Origin of the sequence: Actinacidiphila oryziradicis (assembly GCF_005047355.1) — a bacterium.
In the GTDB taxonomy this organism is placed as follows: domain Bacteria; phylum Actinomycetota; class Actinomycetes; order Streptomycetales; family Streptomycetaceae; genus Actinacidiphila; species Actinacidiphila oryziradicis.
In genome coordinates, this window is the sequence record NZ_SUMC01000062.1 from 1 (window position 1) to 15,312 (window position 15,312).

General features: G+C 69.4%; 16 protein-coding genes and 1 pseudogene. 10 read left to right on the forward strand and 7 right to left on the reverse strand.

The features are described 5' to 3' along the window. Positions 1 to 160: 160 nt before the first annotated feature. From hisG to FCI23_RS62610, 6 genes are all read right to left on the reverse strand, one after another. A complete protein-coding gene (hisG, locus tag FCI23_RS38380) occupies positions 161 to 1,012 on the reverse strand; it encodes an ATP phosphoribosyltransferase (RefSeq protein ID WP_136728797.1) in 852 nt (283 codons plus the stop codon). Positions 1,013 to 1,022: 10 nt separating this feature from the next. Further along, positions 1,023 to 1,835 carry a hypothetical protein gene (locus FCI23_RS38385; RefSeq protein ID WP_136728798.1) on the reverse strand — a complete coding sequence of 271 codons (813 nt, stop codon included), beginning with the start codon at positions 1,833 to 1,835 and terminating at the stop codon, positions 1,023 to 1,025. Further along, positions 1,832 to 3,460 carry a carbamoyltransferase C-terminal domain-containing protein gene (locus FCI23_RS38390; RefSeq protein ID WP_136728799.1) on the reverse strand — a complete coding sequence of 543 codons (1,629 nt, stop codon included), beginning with the start codon at positions 3,458 to 3,460 and terminating at the stop codon, positions 1,832 to 1,834. Before FCI23_RS38390 ends, FCI23_RS38385 begins: the two co-directional genes overlap by 4 nt. Before the next feature lie 140 nt (positions 3,461 to 3,600). Further along, positions 3,601 to 4,416: a glycosyltransferase family 4 protein gene (locus FCI23_RS38395; protein WP_169317120.1), complete on the reverse strand. Its 816-nt coding sequence runs from the start codon at positions 4,414 to 4,416 to the stop codon at positions 3,601 to 3,603. Between the two features lie 443 nt (positions 4,417 to 4,859). Further along, entirely contained in the window at positions 4,860 to 5,693 is an 834-nt protein-coding gene (locus FCI23_RS38400) for a hypothetical protein (RefSeq protein ID WP_136728801.1), read from the reverse strand. A gap of 11 nt (positions 5,694 to 5,704) precedes the next feature. Beyond that, positions 5,705 to 5,830 (reverse strand): hypothetical protein, encoded by a 126-nt coding sequence (locus FCI23_RS62610; protein ID WP_322973951.1) that lies wholly within the window; start codon positions 5,828 to 5,830, stop codon positions 5,705 to 5,707. Positions 5,831 to 6,497: 667 nt separating this feature from the next. On the opposite strand from FCI23_RS62610, the gene FCI23_RS38410 reads away from it, so the two are divergent. From FCI23_RS38410 to FCI23_RS38420, 3 genes are all read left to right on the forward strand, one after another. Beyond that, on the forward strand, positions 6,498 to 7,037 hold the full coding sequence (locus FCI23_RS38410; RefSeq protein WP_136728802.1) for a hypothetical protein: 540 nt from the start codon (positions 6,498 to 6,500) through the stop codon (positions 7,035 to 7,037). A 2-nt stretch (positions 7,038 to 7,039) separates the two neighbouring features. Continuing rightward, positions 7,040 to 7,420, forward strand: a complete 381-nt coding sequence (locus FCI23_RS38415) for a tail fiber domain-containing protein (protein WP_136728803.1) — start codon at positions 7,040 to 7,042, stop codon at positions 7,418 to 7,420. Positions 7,421 to 7,646: 226 nt separating this feature from the next. Next, complete coding sequence (locus tag FCI23_RS38420) at positions 7,647 to 8,318, forward strand: 2OG-Fe(II) oxygenase (protein WP_136728804.1); 672 nt, start codon at positions 7,647 to 7,649, stop codon at positions 8,316 to 8,318. Between the two features lie 190 nt (positions 8,319 to 8,508). Here FCI23_RS38420 and FCI23_RS38425 read toward each other — a convergent pair whose 3' ends face one another. Beyond that, positions 8,509 to 9,234: an SDR family oxidoreductase gene (locus FCI23_RS38425; RefSeq protein ID WP_136728805.1), complete on the reverse strand. Its 726-nt coding sequence runs from the start codon at positions 9,232 to 9,234 to the stop codon at positions 8,509 to 8,511. Between the two features lie 96 nt (positions 9,235 to 9,330). Here FCI23_RS38425 and FCI23_RS38430 point away from each other — a divergent pair, with 96 nt between their 5' ends. The 7 genes and pseudogenes from FCI23_RS38430 to FCI23_RS38455 all read left to right on the forward strand — a co-directional run bounded on the left by FCI23_RS38430 (position 9,331) and on the right by FCI23_RS38455 (position 15,293). Next, on the forward strand, positions 9,331 to 9,921 hold the full coding sequence (locus FCI23_RS38430) for a TetR family transcriptional regulator (RefSeq protein ID WP_136728806.1): 591 nt from the start codon (positions 9,331 to 9,333) through the stop codon (positions 9,919 to 9,921). Positions 9,922 to 9,961: 40 nt separating this feature from the next. Continuing rightward, complete coding sequence (locus FCI23_RS38435) at positions 9,962 to 10,360, forward strand: hypothetical protein (RefSeq protein WP_136728807.1); 399 nt, start codon at positions 9,962 to 9,964, stop codon at positions 10,358 to 10,360. A gap of 951 nt (positions 10,361 to 11,311) precedes the next feature. After that, positions 11,312 to 12,154: a hypothetical protein gene (locus FCI23_RS60695; RefSeq protein WP_246144483.1), complete on the forward strand. Its 843-nt coding sequence runs from the start codon at positions 11,312 to 11,314 to the stop codon at positions 12,152 to 12,154. 944 nt (positions 12,155 to 13,098) lie between these two features. Continuing rightward, positions 13,099 to 13,300, forward strand: a pseudogene (locus FCI23_RS64665) (IPT/TIG domain-containing protein); the annotation flags it as partial. A 24-nt stretch (positions 13,301 to 13,324) separates the two neighbouring features. Further along, positions 13,325 to 13,552: a hypothetical protein gene (locus tag FCI23_RS57055; RefSeq protein WP_169317119.1), complete on the forward strand. Its 228-nt coding sequence runs from the start codon at positions 13,325 to 13,327 to the stop codon at positions 13,550 to 13,552. Between the two features lie 36 nt (positions 13,553 to 13,588). Beyond that, a complete protein-coding gene (locus tag FCI23_RS38450; protein ID WP_136728808.1) occupies positions 13,589 to 13,867 on the forward strand; it encodes a hypothetical protein in 279 nt (92 codons plus the stop codon). A gap of 1 nt (position 13,868) precedes the next feature. Then, positions 13,869 to 15,293: a hypothetical protein gene (locus tag FCI23_RS38455; protein ID WP_246144484.1), complete on the forward strand. Its 1,425-nt coding sequence runs from the start codon at positions 13,869 to 13,871 to the stop codon at positions 15,291 to 15,293. The last annotated feature ends 19 nt before the right edge of the window (positions 15,294 to 15,312 follow it).

Here is a 15,312-nt window from a genome sequence, read left to right on the forward strand (position 1 = left end):
TACTTCGACCAGACCTACCAAGCCATCGCCGGCCTGGTCTCCGACCGCGCGGCCATGCGGTAATCAACCACCAGCCAACCCGCCAGGCCAGCACAGCCCGACCTCAATCGAGCACCACGTCGTAAGCAGCGCGCACACCGACCGAGCGGCGTGGGGTGTGTCAGATGCGGCAGGCGTGGATGCGGGTGACCAGGATGGCGCGGGCGCCGACGGTCACCAGTTCGTCCATGATGCTCTGCGCCTGGTCGGCGGGGACCATCGCGCGGACGGCAGCCCACCCCTTCTTGTGCAGCGGCGAGACGGTCGGCGACTCCAGGCCGGGCGTGAGGGCCACGGCCGCCTCCACACCCTCCATGCGGATGTCGTAATCCATCAGTACGTAGCTGCGTGCGACCAGAACACTCTGCAGACGGCGCAGGAAGCGCTGGGCGCGCTCATCGGTGGTGTCTGCGCCGGCGGGGCGGATGACGATCCCCTCGGACTCCATGATGGGCTCACCGATGATCTGCAGCCCGAGGTTGGCCAGGGTGGTGCCGGTCTCGACGACGTCCGCGATGACCTGGGCGACGCCGAGCTCCAGGGCAGTTTCCACGGCTCCGTGGAGGCGGACGATCCCGCCGGCGTGGACGCCGTGTTCGGCCAGGTGCTTTTCGACCACGCCGGGGTAGGAGGTGGCGATGGTCACCCCGTCCAGGTCCTGCACCGCCCCGGCGGTTCCGGGTGTGCCGGCGAAGTGGAAGGTGGAGCGGGCGAAGCCGAGTTGCAGGACTTCCTCGGCTGCGGCTGCGGAGTCCAGCAGCAGGTCGCGGCCGGTGATGCCGATGTCGAGTTTGCCGGAGCCGACGTAGACGGCGATGTCCCGGGGGCGGAGGAAGAAGAACTGCACCTCGTTGGCGTCGTCGAGGATGACGAGTTCCTTGGCGTCGGTGCGTTGGCGGTAGCCGGCCTCATGGAGCATGGCCGCCGCTGGTCCGGACAGTGATCCCTTGTTCGGGACGGCGATGCGCAGCATGGGGATTCCTTCACGGTTTCGGTGGGTGATCTTGCGGATACTTATCGTGCCAGAGTCGTGGTCTGGGCGGGACTGGATATTGCGCGCGCCGATGTGGGGATCGGTGCCTGTCACAGGGTTCGCCTGCGGCGGTGCTGCCTCGGAACAGGGTTTGGAAGTTGGCGGGGCTGAGGTAGCGGGTGTAGAGCGGGTCGCTGGTGAGCTGGGCGCGGGTGCGGCCACAGAAGGCGGCGTCCAGGTACATCAGGCGCCGCAGTAGCGCGGCGTGGATCCGGCGGCGGGTGATGTCCAGGGTCTGGCCGGGGGCCAGGGCCCGCAGAGCGCGGGTGTTGATCAGCTGGTTGGTGTCGAGCAGCCGCAAGCGCCCGTGGGTGTCCAAGGCGAGGTTACGGAACCGGATGTCGATGATGTCGGGCAGGAGAATCTCCTCGACCGCGACCCGTGCCAGCAGGGCCCTGGTCGCCGCGACGAACTGTTCGAGCTGTGCGGCGGTGCCCGGCGCCAGGCCGCCGGCGCGGACGCGGTTCAGCGGCCGGGAGGCGTCGACGCCCACCCACTCCTTGACCAGCACCGTGGTGGCGAGGTGGACATGCCGGTGATGGGCGATCAGGCGCTGGGCGGGGATCAGGCCGGGGAGGGCGGAGTACGCCTGGCGAAGGTAGGCGTACTCCGTGTTGATCCTCTCGACCGTCAGTTCTGTGTCGGGCCGGAACAGCTGGATGCAGTGCCGGCTGCCCGGTCGGCGGAAGACCTCGCTGTGCTCGCCGTCGCCGATCCGCTCGTACCCGGCGGGCGGAGAGATCAGCAGGGGCGTGGAAGTCACCCGGGGACCATCGCGCGGTCGCCGGTCAGCACCAGCGCATCATCAACGACCAGGGCGTCCGCACCGAGGCGCCGCACGCACGCCACCGCTTGTCCGGCGGTCTCCACCAGCGGTTCGCCGGGGCCGTTGAACGAGGTGTTCAGCAACACCGGCGGGTGGCCCCGCTGGACCAGGGCGTCCAGGACGGCAGAGACGAAGTCCTCCTGTCCGGGCTCCAGCCGCTGCGGGCGGGTCGTGCCGTCGACGTGCGCCACGGCGGGCAGCGCGGTGGCACCGGAGCAGGTGAGGCGGGCGGCGCCGATCATGTACCGCTCCAAGTGCCCGGCCGGCTCCCACAGTCCGGGGTCGGTGTGGGTCACCGGCCCGAAGGGGCGCCACTGCTCACGGCGCTTGAGGGAGTTCATCCACTGCCGCATCTGCGCGGTGACCGGGGAGGCGAGGAAGGAGCGGTGGCACAGGGCGCGGGGGCCGACCTCGCTGCGGCCCCGGCAGACCGCCACGATGCGGCCCTCTGCCAGCAGGTCCGCCACCCGGTCGACATCCAGTTCCTGCGCGGTGACGGAGCCGAGGTCGGTGGGCAGCGGGCCGGGCAGGCCGCCGGTGTAGGCGGAGAACACCACCGCCTCGCGGGGGGCCGCGAGGGACCAGGCGGCGCCGAGGGCCACGCCGGCGTCGTGCGGAACAGGCGGTACGTACAGCTCGCCGGGCAGGCGGCCGTTGGCCGCGCAGTTCAGGCCGACACCGCCCGCGATGCATAGGTTGTCGATGCCGGTCATCTCCCGGACCTGGCCGGCCATCCAGCTCACCACCGTCTCGACGGTGGTCTGCACGGCGGCGGCCACTTTGACCGCGTTCGGGTCGGCGTCCAGGTTCGCGGTGGGCTGTTGCGGTCCGGCCGCCCCGGCGAACTGGCGGATGCGTTTGTGCCAGCGGTCCTTGGTCGCGTAGTAGTCGTCGCCCGTGCTGGTGCCCAGCGCGGAGATCAGACCGTGCGGGCCGACGCTCAACCACCCCGGATCCGGCACGTTGTCGGTGGCGCCGTAGGCGGCCAGGCCCATCGTCTTCCCGGCGCCGCGTCGGCCGAGCCCCAGCCACAGGCTGGCGGCTTCGTAGAGGTGGCCGAGGCTGAAGACCTGCGGCCAGCGCTCCAGCCGCACCAGCGGCTGGCCGCGGCGGGCCCGGTAGATGGAGATGCACTCGTCCTCGCCGTTGCCGTCGACCACCAGGACGGCCGCCTGGTCGTAGGGGCTGGCGTGGAAGGCGGAGGCGGCGTGGGCCTGATGGTGGGGGTGGAACTGCAGGTCCGGCAGCTGCGGCCCGTAGAAGCCGAGCTGGCCCAGCAGGTGACGGGGGCTGTCGAAGTGCCAGGGGGCGCCCTGGCGGGCGCTCATGCGCGGTTCGTCCCAGCCCACGGCCACCACGTCGACGTCGGCCGCGTCGATCCCGGCGGTTTCCAGGCACCGGGCGACCGCCAGCGCCGGCGCCTTTACCCCGGCCGAGTGGCGGACCCGGTTCAGCCGTTCCTCCTCGATGAAGGCCAGCACGGTGCCGTGCTCGTCGACCAGGCAGGCGGCGGGATCGTGGAAGATGCCAAGCCCCGCGTTGACTCCCAGGATGTACGTCATCGCACTCCAGCTCCTTCCGCGACCGGCGAGGCGGTGCCCGCGCTGATCGCTGCCTCGTACCCGTCGAACATGGCGCCCAGGGTGAACCGCCCGGCGCTGGAGCGGCCCGCGGCCGCGATGCGGGCGTGCGGCGTCGTCGGTCACAGCCGCTCCAGCGCGGCCGCGATGGCGTTCGGGGCGGCGGGCGGGACCACCAGCCCGGAGGTCTCATCGTCGATGTACTCCAGCGGACCGCCGTGCCCGGTCGCGATGACCGGGACGCCCGCGAGCATGGCTTCGACGTTGGCGTACCCGAACGGCTCCGGCTCCCGGGAGGCCAGCACCGCGACGTGCGCCGCGGTGTAGCAGGCGGCGACCTCCTCACTGCTGAGCTCATCGAGCAGGACCACCTTCCCGGTCAGGCCGAGGTCGGCGATCGCCTGGGTGAGGTCGTCCTCGTGGTTGGGGTACCGGGTGTCGAGCAGGCCGGCGCCGTTGAAGAGCACGACGGTGTCCTCCAGCAGGCCCCGCTCATCCAGCCGGGCGGCGGCCCGGATGACGTCCTCGTGGCCCTTCCACGGCACCCGGCGGGCCGAGACGAGCACGATGCGGCACTTGGCGGGCAGCCGGTTGCGGTCCCGGACCCGGGCGAAGACGCCGTCAGCGCGCGCCTGCCGCAGCCGGTCCTCGAAGTGGCCGACGTCCAGGCCGTTGAGGACCGTGCGCACTCTGCGGCCGGGAACCCCGGCGTCGACCAGCGCCCGCCGTACCGACTCCGAGACCGCGATCAGCTGCACCATCCCACCGGTGTCCGCGGCGATCCGCTGCGCGAGGTAGCCGAACCGGCGCTCGGCATCGGCCCCGTCATGGACCACGCCCATCACGCGCAGCTCTTCCGCCTCGTCCAGGAGGCCGAACTGCCGGGCTTTCAGGACGCTGACGATGGGGTTGGTGTTCTGCAGCAGCAGGTCCGGCACCCCGGCGGCGTGGTCGGCCTGGGCGTACTGCTCGAGAGTGCGAGCAGGCTGATGGCAATGGTGCCCGCCTTGTAGGACGCGCCACGCAGGGCGTAGTCGGCGAGCGTGGAGCGGTGGCTGGTGGCCCATCGACGGATACGGCAGCGCCGGTGCTGACAATGGGCTGGATCGTGTGTGACGGGCATGTCCGCTCCTTGGAGAGGGTGGTGACCCGTGCCGGTCGAGCGAGGTGTGCGGGGCTGGGCTGGGTGGCTGCCCCCTGGGTGTACGTCGGCGACGGGGGTACCGGGCGGGTGGAGGCGCCATGGGGGGCGGGAGACTACCGATGGGCCGGTGCGTCTTAGCAGGCGCGGGCCTCAGTGTGTGCGGGGCAGCGGTACGGGTGCCCGCCTGGCCGGAGAATCCTCGCCCCCGGTGTCACCGGCCTGGTACTGCGGTGGGGGTCAACAAGAGGGCAGGCACTGCTGGAGTTCGGCTGCGAGGTTTTGGTCAGGCCAGGTGATCAGGCCGTACCCGGGATGAGTCTCGGTCTTCAGCCGCTGGACGGCCTGCGTGAGGGAGCTCGAAAGCGTCCCGGTGCGGGTGTGGAAGGCGGTGATCGAGACGTCATCGCTGTGGACGGGCTGCAACGCGTGGAGGGTGCGCAGCAGCATGACGGCCTCGGGGATGCCGGCTGGCGGGCAGTAGGCGGGTACGGGATGGCGGCGGCGGGCGCCGATGCTGTCCTTGCCTCGCTTCTTTCGGCGGGCCTTGGCATCCAGTGCTTCCAGGACTGCAGCCTGCCGGGCCCAGTGGCGGGCGTCGCGCAGGTCACCGCGTTTGAGATGCAGCAGGTACAGGCAGGCGGCGGAGGCGGGCTTGCCCGCGCCGGCGGCGAACTGCCACAGGCGCTCCGCGCCGTCCTCCCGGTCGGCGAGGTGCAGCAGGCAGCCGAAGGTCAGTGCGCCGTCCGGGTCGATCGCATGAGTAGAGGCCAGCTCGGCAATCTGCTCAGCGGCGCCGGTGTTGCTGATGAGCCGGACGGACAGCTCGCGCAGGTACCGGGCTGCTCGCGCGTGCGGCGCGGCATCCGGGAAGGACTGGCCGCCGAGGAGGAAGAGGGAGTCCCCCGCCGGGAGGGCGTATGCGGGGGCGCCCCCGGCTCCGGTGTGCCGGACCGCTTCGGCGAAGTCTGCCTCGATGCGTCGGCCGGAGGCGGCGATTTCCTCTTCGCCTGCTGGGTCGGCGGGGATTCCGGCATCGGCCAGGACGTCATCGAGGCGACGCTGTAGGGGCATGGGACGTACTCCTATTCGTCGACGCGATCCGGCGCGGGATCCAGGTTCAGGTCCCGGGCGATCCGCAGGCGGGCACGGTCGCGGTGGGAGGGCACCGTCGCGGAGGTCACTCCCATGATGCGGGCTGTCTTGTCCATGGAGTATTCCTGGACGTACATCAGGACCATCACGTCGAACGCTCGCCTTGCGCAGGGTGGCCTGCTTGTTCTCCGGGTCGGCCCAGCAGGTCGCGAAGATCATGTAGGGAGTGTCGCCGTAGGGGACGAATCCGAGCGTCGCCCACGTCTCGCGCAGCCGGTCGCGGGCGCTGGTCCACTCGTCCTTGCTCATGCCCGTCGCGTCGATTTAGGTGCCGGGTGCACCATCACCGCGCTGCAGCCGGGTGCGAGGCGGCGGAAGGCTGGGGAAGAGGCAGTGTTCCAACCCTGCGCTATACGGAGTCCGTGGGTGAGCTGGCGCCAGAGGTCAGCCCATCGAGTGCCGATACGGCGGTGTGGGAGTGCCCGCCCTCCTGGAGGGCGGGCACTCCCACACGGTTTTGCGGTGGTGAGTCGGTTGCGACGGTGTTCTTCGGCGATCGCTCATTGGCTTGTGCTCGTCGATCGCGTTCGTCACCTTCCTGCTGGCGGTTCATCAGATAGTGCGAACTCGCGGTTGTCAGCTGGTTAGGCCAGATGGGCGTGGATACGCTCGGTCGCGTCGTCCGAAGGGGGCGGCACCCGTCGCGTGCTGCACGCGCCCAGGCCGTCCCGGCCGTCATGCGCTGGCACGGATCACGCTCGGGCAGTTCCCACGGGAGTGGACATGAGTTCTGTAGGTCGTAAGACCGTCGCGGTGATGGCCGCGGCTTTGGCATCGCTGGGCGCGGGGAGCGGTGTCACCGCGTCTGCGACCACCCCATCGGCCGCGTCGTGCAGCGGGGCGGAATGCCCCAGCCTGAAGCCGACCAGGCTCACGACCAGCCAGGCCACCTTGAATGTCACCCAGATGCAACTGGAGAACATCAACGCGATGGCGGTCGACGCGGTGACCGGGGAGCCCATCCGCGGTGCGAAGATCGTGTTCGCCACCATGGGCGGCCGGACGCTGGGGATGGCCTACACGGACGACTCCGGCATTGCCGCGATCGCCGCTCCGGAGGACTTGGGTCCCGGAACCCTCCAGGAGTTGCTGGGCGGCTACGAAGCCGCGATGGTCGGCGACGGCATTCACGCCCCGGCCGGGGCCCACGGAGCGATCACCATCGGCACCGACCAGGGCCCAGGTGTCCCGGGCGCCCCGTGCTCCATCTGCAGTGACCGCGGGCTCAAGCAAGACGTGGTCCCGGTCGACTGGAGCCGGTAAGGATGCGGATCTTCCACCGGCGGTCCCGGGCGGCCGACCACAATGCCCCGGCCCGTCGTTCGGCCGGCCCGCGGGAGAGTGGCGCTGTGGCCCCGGTCGGCGCGGTCAACGGCTACACGGTCCTGGAGACCGTGGCCGCGCTGCCCGTCAGTACCTGGCGCTACCTCTGGGAGCCCGAAGACGTGCGCCACCTCGGGCCGATGGCCCAGGACTGGCACGCCGCCTTCGGCTTCAACCAGGACGACACCAAGATCCCCGTCGTCGACGGCCTCGGCGTCGCCCTGGTGTGCGTCCAGGCACTGCACCGCCGCGTGGAAGAACTCACGGCCGAAGTGGATCGTCTGCGAGAAGCCGCGAGCGTGAACACGCCCGAGGCCGCGTGACGACGCCAGACGGCCTGCTGTGGTGCTCCAGCGGTCGGAGGCCGGACGGCCAGTGGCCACGGGCGCGTCCCAGGCCGAGCGCGGCGCACGGTCGCCGCCCACTCCCTGAGAGGGCTGGGGGGAGTCGGCCCCTGCGGAACACTCATCGCGATCCAGAAGGCAGGACACCATGACAGGGCAGGACACCTTGGCACGACACGACACCGTGACGGGACCATCCGCGGCGATGGATCAGCGGTCGCCGGTGTGTACGGACGCGATCTGGCGGCTTCCGGTGACGGTCTGTCGCATCACTCAGTTCCTGGGTGAGCAGACGGCCGGCGCCCTACTGGAGCGCGCCATCGCCTCCGCTGGCGACACATTGAAGCCCTCCATGATTCGTGACCGGGAGGTGGTCCCCGACTTTCGCCGGTCCCGCTCGTGCCAGGAATTCGCCGCGTCTGAGTTGATGGCAGCCATCGATGAGGTACTGGAGGCGGTCGAGCACACTCTGGGAGTCTCCTGCCAGCACACCGAACCCAGCTACAGCCTCAACGTGCACAACGACGGCGACTTTTACCGGCCGCACCAGGACACCAGCGCCGAGTTCGCCCCCCGGCGTCTGCTCACGTTCGTGTATTACCTGCACCGCACACCCCGGCCTTTCGACGGTGGCGAGCTGCGTGTGTTCGACGCCGCCCTGCCGCTACACACCGACACAGCTGGAAAGTGGGAGGAGCGCACCTGGCGGGACTGGGAGCCCGAGCACGACAGCATCGTGTTCTTCCGACCCACCGCCTGGCATGAGGTACGGCCGGTTAGCTGCCCGAGCAAGCAGCACGCGGACAGCCGCTTCGCCATCAACGGCTGGCTGTGCAGCCCTGACCCCGCGAACCGCAGGAATGACGTGAGCCTGTGAGACTCATCGTCCCCGACGCCGACTGACGCGGATGCATCCCCGTCAGTCGGGCTCGTTCCAGTCGGGATTTTCGCTGAGCGCCTTCGAACCGGCCGTCGCCGTGCCTCACGGAGCTGGTTCCGTGAGGCACGGCTCCGACTCGCGACCATGCCGTTCCTGGTTCCCTGGACTGGGCAGGACAGTGAGCGGGCTAGCTCCCGGCGAGGATGGCGCCTCCGTCAACGGTGAGCACGGTTCCGGTGACGAAGCGGTTCTTCATCAGGTACAGGTGCGCCGCGGCGATCTGGTCCGCTTCGCCGATCGACTTGGTGAGCGTCCGATCAGCGAGGGTCGCGAACAGCGCGGCACGCTGCGGCTCCGGAACCGGGTCCCACAGCGGCGTCCGAATTGCTCCCGGCCGGACCGCGTTGACGCGGACGGGGGCGAGCTCGGCAGCCAGCCCTCGCGTCAGGCCCTCTGTGGCGGCGGCGGCGCCGGCCGCGAGCGCTGTACCGGGTGCGGGGCGAACAGCGACCGTCCCGGACGTCAGCACGATCGAGCCTCCCGGCCGGACGCGCCGCGCCGCGTGCTTGACCGTGGCGACCGCTCCCCAGAAGCGGACCTCGAACAGCTCCCGGGCGGCGTCGAGCGGCAGGTCTGCCAGCGGCTGCGGACGCACCGTGTCACCCGCTGTGTAAACCACGTGGTCGAGCTCGCCGACGCGGGCGAACAGGGCAGCGACGTCAGCCTCGTCGCGGGTGTTGACGACCGCCCCCTCACAGGTGTCCGGCAACTGCGCGAGCGCGGCCTTCAGGCGCCCCTGGTCGCTCGACGCGATCGTGACTGCCGCCCCGGCCGCCGCTGCGGCGCGGGCCGTGGCCAGTCCCATCCCTGAACTGCCGCCGATGATGACGATGCGCTGACCTGAAAGCGCCATGGTGCCTACTCCTATGCCTCGATGTCGATGACTCACTGAGTCATCAACATAGCAGTGACGATGACGCACCGAGTCATCGCTGTTATGATGGTGGCCATGCCGCGATGGGACCCATGCGCCGAAGACCGGCTCCGCGAGGCAGCGCTGGAGCTGTTCCTTGAGCATGGGTACGAGAACGTCACCGTCGCGGAAATCACCGAGCGGGCCGGGCTGACCCGGCGCACGTTCTCCCGTTACTTCACGGACAAGCGGGACGTGCTGTTTGCCGGATCCGAACAACTTCCGGTCGCCCTCGCCCACTCCGTCCGGCACGCTGACGACACCCTCTCGCCCTTCGAGGCCCTCCTGACCGCTCTCGTGGACGTCGCCGGCGTGCTGGCCGACCAGGCCCCGCTCGCCGCGCAACGGCGCGCGGTCGTCCGGGCCAGCCCGGAGCTGCAGGAACGGGGGCGGACCAAGTTTGCCGCCGCGACCGAGGCGGTGGCGGACGCGCTGCGGGACCGAGGCACCACCGAATCGGAGGCGACGCTGCTCGCGCAGGTCGGTGTCGCCATCTTCCGCACCGCGTTCGAGCGCTGGACCGACCAGCCGGACGACATCGGCCTGCCGGCCCGCATCCGGGAGGCGGCTGCCGAGCTCGCCGCCAGCCTGGGCGCGGTGGACTTCGCCGCGCTGCCCCGCCCGTGAAGCGATGACCGCGCACGGATGAGCGCTGCTTGTACTAGGGTTGCCCCATCTGCTGTTCGCCGCGGAGAGGCAGCGCGCCAAGAAGCTCAAGGGCGCGTCCCGGCGGAGCGTCGCGGGCCTGCCGAGCCGGGAGGCGGCGGCGCGGCGGGCGCAGTGGCAGATACACAAGGCGAACCTGCAGGATCGCGGGAAGTTGATCGACACCCGCGATGTGCTGGTCGCGTACGGCGTGCGGCAGGAGCTGAAGCAGCGGGGGTGGAACCGGAAGAAGTGGCCGCCGCTGCCACAGCAGGCACTGATCGGCGGGCGCTGGCCGGGCTCCCGGGACGTGCACTGCCCAGATCAGATTTCGGTACGGCTGCCGTCCGATCTGGTGCTGCGGGTACGCTCCGCGTGCTGGCACACCAGCGCGAAGTCGATCGCCCTGCCGCGGGACTGACGTGATGAGCACCCCGACGCGCTGCCGTGGGAGGGGTTCCGGTCGGCGGAGGAGGATCAGGCGCTGGCGGAGTACGAGGTGCTGGCCGCTGGAGTGACGACGGCCGGGGAGATCTGGCGGGCCGGGCTCAAGCTCGGCGTGGCCCATGCGGCGACCATCTCCATTTTCCTCCAACCGCAGCCTGCCGAATGAGGGGCGGGGGCCGGCGCAGGCCCCCGCCGAGTACGAGGTCAGGGCGGCGAACCTTCAGCGCCGCTCACAGGGCCGGAACGGCCCTGATGCCGAGCCCGGGGTGGCGAATAGCAGTTCAGTTCAGAGTGCCCGGCTCGTGCCGCACGACGCTCCGGCTGGTCGCGTCCCAAACCCAGACCCATGACTTCCGCCACAACGCTGGGAAATCCATGCGTTCCTCACAGAACGGGTTCCCATCTGGGCCCGGGCAGCTCTCGCGGTCGCTCTGTCGATCCATTCGCCCGTCCCGACAGGGGACGGGCGAAACGCTGGGTCACCGACCAGGATCGCCGCGAGGCCGCCCAGCCGGACGCCCCCGCCGGAGCCCAGAGGCAAGCGCCACTCACGCTCGTGCATCCACAGCGAGTCGGAGTCCGTGCGCACCGCCCAGTGCCCAAGCCCGGCCTGCTCGAACTGCGCTCGGACACCGTAAGGCACGTACGCGACGGAGCCGCCGCCGGCGTTGAGCATCTGGTTGCGGGTGATGACGATGCCCCACGGTGCGAATCCTCGCTCGGCAATCAGGTGGGCGAGGTGGTCCGGCGGGCTCTCCGAGAAGCACACACACGCCCTGGTGGTGCCAAAGGGCGGGAAGCCCTTCGGGTGCAGATCTTTTGAGGGTGTCTGGCACGAGCGTGACCTGCGGGTTCGTGATCCAGCACCGCTACGCCGTGTCAGTTACGCCCGGCCGCTCGGCGCCGACGCGGACGAACGGGTGCTGTGGGATTCCGGTTCCGCTGCACCGGATGCGACCATTCCCGCACCGACGTCTCCTACCTCCCCGACCTGAGCGCCTACCTGGACGACCTCCTGCGCAACCGCGAGCGCATCCGGGCCGCCGTCGAACTCGACGACTGGGCCCGCGCCGAGGCCCTGCCCTCCGAAGCGGAGATCTCCCGAGCGCGGAGCCCGATCACCCGGATCCGCCAAGGCATGAACGACCCGGACGCCACCGCACCGTCATGCTCGGCATGCCCCGCATGCGCGTCACCCCACTCGATACCCGCCAGGAGAAGCAGAGTTGAGCAACCCGCCGACCCTCGCCATGCACGTCGGCCGCCAGGCCGACTCCCACCGCCGACGCACCCGCCTCCACGACGCCCTGAGCCGGGCCCAGCGCGCCGGAGCGGAGATCACCCCCAGCTCCATCGCCCGCGCCGCCGGCGTCGACCGGTCCTTCCTCTATCGCCACCCCGACCTGCTGGCACAGATCCACACCGCACACCAACACGCCCCGACGCCCCGGACAACACCGCGAGGGTCAGCCGAGCCTCCCTGCACGCCGAACTCCTGGCCTCCCAGCACCGCACCACCCGACAGGCCGCCCGCATCCGCCAGCTCGAACGGAAACTGTCCGAACAACTCGGCCAGCAGTCCTGGCAGGACAGCGGAAGCTGCGCCCCCGACGACATCGACGCCCTCCAACAGAAGATCATCAACCTCGAGCAGCAGATCACCGATGTCCGCCTGCACCTCGAGGAACGAGAACAAGACCTCACCGCCGCCCGCGCAGCCAACCGCGCACTCATGACCGAAATCAACGCCACCCGCCCCACCCGATGAACCATGCACCACAGGTGTCGGTCAAGCACTCAAGACGCGGACCCACTCTCATTTCCACAAACTCCAGCTCCGCAACCACAGGCAACGAAACGACCCCAAGAGAACCGGCGCCATCGGGCTCGAGGGCAGCTCCCCTTGTCGCGGAGCACCCGGTGCCCTTGGGCGACCCTGCCACTGACCCTCTCCTACGCACGCGAGTGCTCGGCGGCGGCGTCAACGAGTACAGACACACGGCGTGACCAGCAGCGATGCGTTTCTGAACGGCACAGGTTTCCGGCAGGCGCAGCGTCCGGGATGAAGTGGGCGTAGCTTTCACGTAGGTGCTGGGTGACGCGGTCGTCAGTGGCCTCGTAGTTCAGCTGGCGTTGGAAGAACCGCAGTCGGCAGGTCGCGACTGTTCACCAACTCCTGTAATTCGGCGGCCTGTTTTACAGAGAGCTCCATGCCAGAATCAACGAGCTCCATCGATTCAAGTAACGACTGCAGGATCACGAGACGCTAGAGCGCTCCTCGGTGCTGCGGAGAAAAAATCCGGGCGCGGCGGATAATATCAAACCATCAATAGCTATTCGTAAATACGCTATATGTGCGCCGTGTTTCGCCTCTTAGCGCTCCACTGAACGGTTGACACCGTGTCGTAAGTCTTGTCTTAAGAACCACCCTGATGGGTTAATTCCTGTGTCCGCTTCGGCAGGCGTACGAATCATCGACGGACACGAGGAAGCCCTGAATCGGCGGCAGCTGATGCCGGAGCGGCGGTGTTCCGATAGCCCCGTGCGATGCAGGCGGCCGCAGACCGCCAATCAGCACCAGCGCAAGGCCATCGAGATACCACCTGGCCAGTGGACACGAGAGCTGGCTCGCATCCACCCGGGACGTACTCCGGTCGGAGCATTCCCATCACTGCTCGGCAATGTACCGCATTCCGAGCGAGGAGGAATCCCATGCCCATCAGTCCAAACCAAGGATCCAGCGGCGGCGGCACACTCGTCACCGTCACCGGCACAAATCTGAGCGGCACCTCGGCGGTGCGCTTCGGCCACCGCCGTCCCCATCGTCTCGCCCACCCAGGTCACCGCCCTCTCCCCCTCTGGCAATGGGGCAGTCGGCGTCACCCTGACCGCTCCGGGAGCAGGACTGGGACCTCGTCAGGGGGCAGAAGGGAGAGCCGTGACCCGGTGGCAGTGGTACTGGGCGGCGTGGCTGGTGATCGGCTTCCTGCTGCCGGAGACGTGGGCACTACTGACGGGCTCTCGGAACACCCTGTCGGACACGGTGTGGTCGTGGTTCGGCGTGCGTGAGGGCGTACCGATCTGGCAGTGGAACGTCCTGCACCTCGTTCTGTTCGCGTTCATGGTGTGGCTGCTCGGCCACATGGCATTCCGAATCTGGCCGTAACCGGGCGCAGGCCCACAACAAGAACGGAGGCGCCTCATGGCGTCCATCAATTGGAAACAGTTCGCCAAGAGCCCACAGGGTCTCGTGTCTCTCGCCGCAGCGGCCGTGGTGGCTCTGGGCACGGCGGGGATCATCTCCCAGAACATCTCCGGAGCGATCCAGACGCCGCTGGTGGCGATCCTCGGCCTGCTGGCGGCGGCCGGGCACACTGCAGCGGCTGCGCAGGTCGCTGCTCGGCCGACCAAGCCCGCGCCGCCGGTGGCTCCGGTGCCGCCCGCGCCGCCGTATCCGCCCGTGCCGGGTCCGGGAGCCTGATATGCGGACGATGTACGACGGGGTGACGCCGGGGAACATCCCGGCCAGCGCCACAATGGTCGCCGGGTACGCCGACGGCCTGTATGCCAACGTGCCGGAGATGCGGGCCCGGTTCCCGCACGCCACCGTCGTCAGCATCGCGGTGCGCTACACCACTCGCGCGCAGGTACTCGACGTCGAGAACGGCGACGCCACTCCAGCCGAGGCCGTCCTGTGGTGCACCGACACCATGTCGGACAAGCCCAACGGCGAGTTGACGGTCTACTGCAACACCTCGACCTGGCCCGCGGTCCGCTCCGCGTTCCAGACTGCCCACGTAAGCGAACCGAACTACTGGGTGGCGCAGTACGACAACGACCCGGCCATCCCGGTCGGCGCCATCGCCAAGCAGTACGAGAACACCACCGCTTGGGACAAGTCCGTGGTCGCGGAGTACTGGCCCGGCGTCGACCAGCAGGCGGCGCCGGCGGCCGCCGAGATCTACCCGGGGGCGTCCACGGGCCACTGGTACGACAGCGGCCCCAACAAGGGCGACCCGATGACCACGAACACTATCGTGTGGCATTCCACCGAGACGACCGTCCTGCCGGACTACAACGGCGGGTCGATCGCGCCGAACCTCACAGCCGTGCCGGACTTCAAGGCACAGAGGCTCCTTTGGTACCAGCACTTCGGATTCGACACCTCATCAAGGGCGCTGGTCCACACGGCCGGGCAGATCGCCACCAACACGCTGAACGTTGCCCAGGTGGAGATTGTCGGCACGTGTGACCCGGCCACCCACGCGGCCTGGTCCAAGGCGGGCACCCCGCATCTGTACATGCCGGAACTCCCGGACTGGGCTGTGCGCGACCTGGCCGCTTTCGCGAAGTGGTGCCACGACGCGCACGGAGTGCCGCTCACCTCCGGCCTGACGTGGAAGCCATACCCCGCCTCTTACGGGGTCAACGGCGTCCGCATGAGCACCACGGCCTGGTCCAACTTCAAGGGCCACTGCGGGCACATGCACGTCCCGGAGAACGACCACGGGGACCCGGGCGCTTTCCCGATCGCCGCGGTCCTCACCACCAAGCCCACCCCTGCCCCGGCGCCTGCCCCCATGCCTTTCTCGGAGGTCGACATGCCCCTGTTCACCGTTACGCCGACCGGCCTGTGCGGCACGAGCTTTCTGCGCGGGGGCGCCCGCACCGTGGGCTTCTTCACCGACAACACCCTCATCGGCGGTGCGACTGACCCGGGCGCCACGCTGCGCGTCGTCGTCTGGTCGGACACCCACGGCGCCGAGGTTCACGACGGCGTCGTGGTCAACAACACGAGCGGGAAGCAGGTGGTCATCCAGTTCACGGATCCGGCCGCGACGCACAGCGTGACCGTGACCCGCACGGACAAGGGCGCCCCTTACCCGGTGTTCGCCGAGGTGAGCTGAGGTAGCTGCTCCTGCTGAG

What these genes read in the sequence shown, in the direction of transcription:
- FCI23_RS38390 (WP_136728799.1), bottom strand. Translation starts at nt 3,460, where the DNA reads ATGACGTACATCCTGGGAGTCAACGCGGGGCTTGGCATCTTCCACGAT.
- FCI23_RS38425 (WP_136728805.1), bottom strand. Translation starts at nt 9,234, where the DNA reads ATGGCGCTTTCAGGTCAGCGCATCGTCATCATCGGCGGCAGTTCAGGG.
- FCI23_RS38400 (WP_136728801.1), bottom strand. Translation starts at nt 5,693, where the DNA reads ATGCCCCTACAGCGTCGCCTCGATGACGTCCTGGCCGATGCCGGAATC.
- FCI23_RS38415 (WP_136728803.1), top strand. Translation starts at nt 7,040, where the DNA reads ATGCGGATCTTCCACCGGCGGTCCCGGGCGGCCGACCACAATGCCCCG.
- FCI23_RS62610 (WP_322973951.1), bottom strand. Translation starts at nt 5,830, where the DNA reads ATGGACAAGACAGCCCGCATCATGGGAGTGACCTCCGCGACGGTGCCC.
- FCI23_RS38450 (WP_136728808.1), top strand. Translation starts at nt 13,589, where the DNA reads ATGGCGTCCATCAATTGGAAACAGTTCGCCAAGAGCCCACAGGGTCTC.
- FCI23_RS38455 (WP_246144484.1), top strand. Translation starts at nt 13,869, where the DNA reads ATGCGGACGATGTACGACGGGGTGACGCCGGGGAACATCCCGGCCAGC.
- FCI23_RS38430 (WP_136728806.1), top strand. Translation starts at nt 9,331, where the DNA reads ATGCCGCGATGGGACCCATGCGCCGAAGACCGGCTCCGCGAGGCAGCG.
- FCI23_RS38410 (WP_136728802.1), top strand. Translation starts at nt 6,498, where the DNA reads ATGAGTTCTGTAGGTCGTAAGACCGTCGCGGTGATGGCCGCGGCTTTG.
- hisG (WP_136728797.1), bottom strand. Translation starts at nt 1,012, where the DNA reads ATGCTGCGCATCGCCGTCCCGAACAAGGGATCACTGTCCGGACCAGCG.
- FCI23_RS38420 (WP_136728804.1), top strand. Translation starts at nt 7,647, where the DNA reads ATGGATCAGCGGTCGCCGGTGTGTACGGACGCGATCTGGCGGCTTCCG.